Raw genomic sequence first — 5,129 nt, 5'->3', positions numbered from 1 at the left:
ATCTCCTTGTTTCCTTTAAGATCATAGCCAAGAATGGTGTACACAGCATATTCTTTATCTTCATAGTTTTCGCGTAAAGTGACATACATACAATCAACGAATAGAAATGCATAACACTTGGCTAATGGCCGAGCTTGCCATTCTTCCAATTCAGGAAGGACGGCATCCGTGATATCAGAAATCATTTCGTGGGAAATATCAAAGCCGTAAATATCTTCAACGGTTGCGGCGATATCGCATTGACTCATTCCTCGTGCATACATGGAAAGAACCTTACCTTCGATGTCGGAGACATCTCGTTTTCTCTTAGGAATCAACTCAGGTTCAAAAGAAGCCTCCCGGTCTCTGGGAACATCAATGTTTACTTTACCAAAGCTCGTTTTAAGCGTCTTATTGCCATAACCGTTTCGTCGATTGTCATGTTTCTTTGGCTCTTTAGAATGGGCGTCATACCCTAAATGGTTATTCAATTCTCCTTGAAGCATTTTTTCAAATAAGGGACCAAACACATCTTTTAAAACATCTTGCATATCCTCTACAGATTCGGGTTGATAAGTATTCAAAATGGATTCAGCTAACTTCTCAGCATCAGGATTTCTTTTCTTTCTAGCCATCGTGTAATCACCTCTTGATCTTATTTTAGAAAAATAAAAACCGTGAAGCAACCACCCGCCTAGGATTGATGGTTACTTACACGGTTTATATTACACTCTCATTTTTGGTGCTAAAAAGCACCGAAAATTTTAATTATTGTCAATTAATAATTCTTTTGGATTCCTTCTTAATATATTGAATGAAGAAATAATCAATGATACAAGAAGTACTAAACTCATAAATATAACTACATAAATCATGAATTTAGGTAATACATTGATATCTAAACTTGATAATGTCTTGTTAAATCCTTCAGCTTCTGCCCCACCACCTAATTGGCTAGATGCAGATTGTTTAGCTATTTGTTTAGCTATATCACCAGTAACCTTATTCAATATATTATTCCCAAGCTTGTCAGCTGTATATTGAGCTAAGAAATAAGAACCAACGAATGCGGGGATTGATATAAATACCATCTCAATTAGGAATTGACCAAAAATTTCTAATTTTGATATACCTAATGATAGTAATACTGCTATTTCTTTCTTTCTAGCATTCATCCATAATAATAATAATAATGAAACTACAACTCCTGCAAATATTAATGAGCCAAAAAATAATTTATTTGAAATTGAGTAAATACCTGATATAGATTGTTGTAATGCAGGGTAATTTGATGAACTTTTAATCAAATTATATTCTCTCCAATTTATATCTAATTTCCCAAGATCTTTTATTACACTATCAAGATTCTTATCACCTTTTACAAAGAATGTTGCATCTTGGTATACAGCTGTATCTTCGGTATTACCATAAACTTTAGCAGCTGTATGAACATCAGTGATTAATGTATTTTCGTATAGTTCTTGTGCTGCACTTACTCCACCACTATTATGCCCATCGAATAGACCTTTAATTTCTACTTCTACTGTTTCATCTGCACCTTTCTCATTATCGGCATCAAATAAATTAGATTTTATTTTTATCTTATCTCCAACTTTAAGATTATTTTTTTCAGCTAAATCTTTATGCATTAAGATTTTATTTTTATCTTCATTTTCTAAATGCTTTCCTTCTACTAATTTATATGCTTCTGATACAAATTTTGTTTCTTTTGTTGAGTCGTTAACCCCAGTTAACATAACTGTTCTTTTAAAATTCTTTGCTCTTTCAGGTGATTGATTCGCAAGAGTCTCTTGAGTTTCAATAATATCATAATCAACTAAATCTGCAACACTGTTTATTCTTTTTACATAGGAGTCTATACTATCTGTTTGAGATATCTTTTTAATATCTTCACCTTTTACATTTCCCCCACCTCTAGGTGTTCCTGGATTTACTTGTCTATTTATCTCCATAGAAAAACTATTTGTTATATTAGCAAATGTTTCTTTTGAAGCTCTGTCCGTAGCATCTTTAATAGATAAACTAATGAGACTTAAAGTTGACATAGATAAAATAACTAATATAATAATTAATGATTTTAAACTTTTTCTAGTTACATAAGCAAATGCATTTTTTATCATTATTCAACCTCCAAATTCATTTTATTTACTTTTTCCAACTTTTTACCACTTAGTTCTAAAATGATATCCGCAGAATCTGCTACTTCCTTACTATGTGTTACAACTATTACACATTTATTTCTATCTTTAGCTAATGTCTTTAATATATTAATTATTTCTCCAGCAGTAACACTGTCTAGATTACCAGTAGGCTCATCAGCTAGTATTATTGGAGCATCTGATACCAATGCTCTAGCAATAGCTACTCTTTGTTGCTGTCCACCAGATAATTTCATAACATTTCTTTTTATTTGTTTTTTATCTAAACCTAGTTCAAACAAGATACTTTCATCTGCTGATTTATTTACTAATCTAATATTTTCAATTGGTGATAAATAATCTATTAAATTATAGTTTTGAAATACTAAAGATATATTATTTTTTCTATGATTACTATATCTTTTATTTTGTATATCTTCATTCTTAAACAATATTTTTCCTATTTGAGGTTTATCAAGTCCAGCAAGTAAGGAAAGAAGTGTAGATTTTCCTGTTCCTGACTTTCCTACTATCGCATAAAACTTCCCAAGTTCAAATTTCTGATTTACTCCTGACAAAACTTTTTCTTTAGAATTTGCATAACTATATGCTACATTCTTTATTTCTAATATATCCATTATTTTCTCCTAACTTATTTTTGATAAGATTTCTTTAGGCTTCTTGATTAACATTAATGAAGAAGCAAATACAACTGATAAAACAATAATACTTATTAATATTAAATAACTTTGTCCAAGCGTTGTTATATTTGACATAAAACTACTATTATTTATTAAACTTCCACCGGAAATCATTGAATCCTCTGAGTTAATGAATCCATCTACAATTACTTTTAGTAATACATTTCCTAAAAATAAGGAAGATATTATACTTGGTATCGATATGAATATTAACTCAAATATAAATTGCATTATAATTTGTATCTTAGATGTTCCAATAGATAAAAATATACCTATTTCATAAATTCTTTCCCTTAACCATAGAATCAAGATTAATGAAAGAACAACCATCCCACCTAACATAATAGAATAAGTCATTACTTTTATTATATATTTTATTCCACTCACTGACTCTAAAGACTCTTCAAACGCATTAGAATCTTTTTCAACAAAATATTTTGACTCATCAATTTTAAGCTCTTTCAATTTGTTTAAGGCTAAGTCTGTAGATTCTGCACTACCAGAATACATTAAAATTTTATTTGCAATTTCATTATTTTCTGAATTGTTTAATATCTCTTGGCTTGTTGGATAATCTACAAACACCATATTTTCACTAAAATCAGAAGATAATCCTGTATATGTTTCCTGTTTTTTACCAGAAAAGATCCCTATAATTTTAAATTTATGACTTTTTATTTTTCCACTTTTTTCAATATCTAGTAATTCAAGATCAACTACATCACCTAATTTTAGATTGTTTTGTTTAGCAAATTCTTCATGAACAATAATTGAATTCTTATCATTTTCTTCTATATTTTTACCTTCTTTAATTGTAAATACTCCACTACTAAATAAAATATTTCTTTTAGTATTATTTGTAGCTTCGAGTGAAACAACATTCTTAAATTCGTCAGATAAATCTTCTCTATTTATTCTTTGTTCTCCGCTAACTACTTTAGCATCTTTTAGTTTTGCTAATCCATCATATTGAATTATTTTTTCTTCAATTTCTTTTAATTTTTCAATATCTTTAAATTGATTAACATTAAAATATTTACCATCTTTTTTTGTTATTGATATTGAAGAATTAGAACTTTCATATAAAGCCTTTTCTATTTCATTGCTTGATTTCATTATTGTTAAACAAGAATACAAGCAAGAAAGAACTATAGTTAATATGATAAAAATTATTAAAGTTCTATTTTTCTTTCTTGTAATATATGCTATAGCATTTTTTATCACTTTCCTAACTACTCCTCTCTATTTTCTTACTCCATAACTAATTGCATCCACTGGACAAGCATTTTTACATCGTCCACATCTGATACACTCCAGATGATTGCAATTCTCAACTGAATCTTTATTCATTTGGCAAACTTTTTTACATTTTCCACAATTAATACACTTATCCTTATCCAATCTATATCTAAATATTGAAATAGGGTTAAAAATTGAGTAAATAGCTCCAAGTGGACATATATATTTACAAAAAGGTCTATATATAATTATAGAAAGTAACAAAGTAACTATTAGAATGATTCCTTTCCAATAATACAAGAAACCTATCGCACTTCTCATACTTTTATTTAATAAAATAAGTGGTAATCCTCCTTCCAGCATACCAATCGGACAATTAAGTTTACAAAAATACGGAGAACCCTGACCTAAAATATCAACCAAAAATAAAGGGAATATTAATGAAAAATACAAGTAATATTATGTATTTCAATTTTCTCAAATGTTTATCAAACTTAAATATTTCAACTTTTTTAAAAAAGGGAATCTTGTGTAGCAAATCTTGAATCAATCCAAATGGACACAGCCATCCACAAACAAATCTTCCCACCAATGCTCCTATAAAAAACAAAATCCCAACTATATAATAAAATAACTAATCTTATATTTTGAATTTCCAATTACTGCCTGTAGTGATCCTATTGGGCAAGAACCTTTTGCTCCCGGGCATGAATAACAATTTATACCCGGAACACAAATTTTCTTTAAATTCCCCCCGTAGATTTTACCAGTCTTAAACCCTTCAAAGTAAGAATTAGTAATTAAAAACCAAACGGATTGAAATAAATGCCTAAAACGATCTCTTATTTTATATTTATCTTTTTTTGTACTACCATTTATAATATTTTTAATTCTATCCAATTCCAATACACTCCATACAAATTCTTATCGCCTTATCCAAGACAACTTTAGTTTCTCCATTACTATCAACAAAGAAAGTCTCTGGCATAGCCTGTATACCATTCAATCTACCATTAAAGTTTGTTGGAATGGCAACACTTTTTTTGACAAA

General features: G+C 29.1%; 8 protein-coding genes. All 8 read right to left on the bottom strand.

Translation table 11 applies throughout. The annotated features are described in order from the left end of the window. The coding region (locus tag RV13_RS19975; protein WP_211276178.1) for an IS256 family transposase at positions 1-614 on the bottom strand (614 nt) is incomplete at its 3' end. Positions 615-743: 129 nt separating this feature from the next. Further along, the gene (locus RV13_RS19970) at positions 744-2,120 is read right to left on the bottom strand and encodes an ABC transporter permease (RefSeq protein WP_028020916.1); all 1,377 of its coding nucleotides are present in this window, start codon (positions 2,118-2,120) and stop codon (positions 744-746) included. Beyond that, positions 2,120-2,776 (bottom strand): ABC transporter ATP-binding protein, encoded by a 657-nt coding sequence (locus RV13_RS19965; RefSeq protein ID WP_060789641.1) that lies wholly within the window; start codon positions 2,774-2,776, stop codon positions 2,120-2,122. The genes RV13_RS19970 and RV13_RS19965 overlap by 1 nt, the downstream gene beginning before the upstream one ends. 9 nt (positions 2,777-2,785) lie before the next feature. Beyond that, entirely contained in the window at positions 2,786-4,063 is a 1,278-nt protein-coding gene (locus RV13_RS19960; RefSeq protein ID WP_028020918.1) for an ABC transporter permease, read from the bottom strand. 18 nt (positions 4,064-4,081) lie between these two features. After that, on the bottom strand, positions 4,082-4,399 hold the full coding sequence (locus RV13_RS21730; protein ID WP_028020919.1) for a 4Fe-4S binding protein: 318 nt from the start codon (positions 4,397-4,399) through the stop codon (positions 4,082-4,084). Positions 4,400-4,493: 94 nt separating this feature from the next. Further along, on the bottom strand, positions 4,494-4,667 hold the full coding sequence (locus tag RV13_RS21725; protein ID WP_249024502.1) for a 4Fe-4S binding protein: 174 nt from the start codon (positions 4,665-4,667) through the stop codon (positions 4,494-4,496). Between the two features lie 29 nt (positions 4,668-4,696). After that, complete coding sequence (locus tag RV13_RS21720; protein WP_028020921.1) at positions 4,697-4,978, bottom strand: hypothetical protein; 282 nt, start codon at positions 4,976-4,978, stop codon at positions 4,697-4,699. Continuing rightward, entirely contained in the window at positions 4,971-5,066 is a 96-nt protein-coding gene (locus RV13_RS21590; protein WP_253254076.1) for a CD1871A family CXXC motif-containing protein, read from the bottom strand. The genes RV13_RS21720 and RV13_RS21590 overlap by 8 nt, the downstream gene beginning before the upstream one ends. Positions 5,067-5,129: the final 63 nt, after the last annotated feature.

Source organism: Enterococcus raffinosus, assembly GCF_001886185.1.
GTDB classification, from domain to species: domain Bacteria; phylum Bacillota; class Bacilli; order Lactobacillales; family Enterococcaceae; genus Enterococcus_A; species Enterococcus_A raffinosus.
The sequence above is the reverse complement of the archived record's forward strand: the minus strand, read 5'-3'. Positions and strand labels throughout refer to the sequence as shown.

What these genes read in the sequence shown, in the direction of transcription:
- RV13_RS21730 (WP_028020919.1), bottom strand. Translation starts at nt 4,399, where the DNA reads ATGAGAAGTGCGATAGGTTTCTTGTATTATTGGAAAGGAATCATTCTA.
- RV13_RS19965 (WP_060789641.1), bottom strand. Translation starts at nt 2,776, where the DNA reads ATGGATATATTAGAAATAAAGAATGTAGCATATAGTTATGCAAATTCT.
- RV13_RS21590 (WP_253254076.1), bottom strand. Translation starts at nt 5,066, where the DNA reads ATGCCAGAGACTTTCTTTGTTGATAGTAATGGAGAAACTAAAGTTGTC.
- RV13_RS19970 (WP_028020916.1), bottom strand. Translation starts at nt 2,120, where the DNA reads ATGATAAAAAATGCATTTGCTTATGTAACTAGAAAAAGTTTAAAATCA.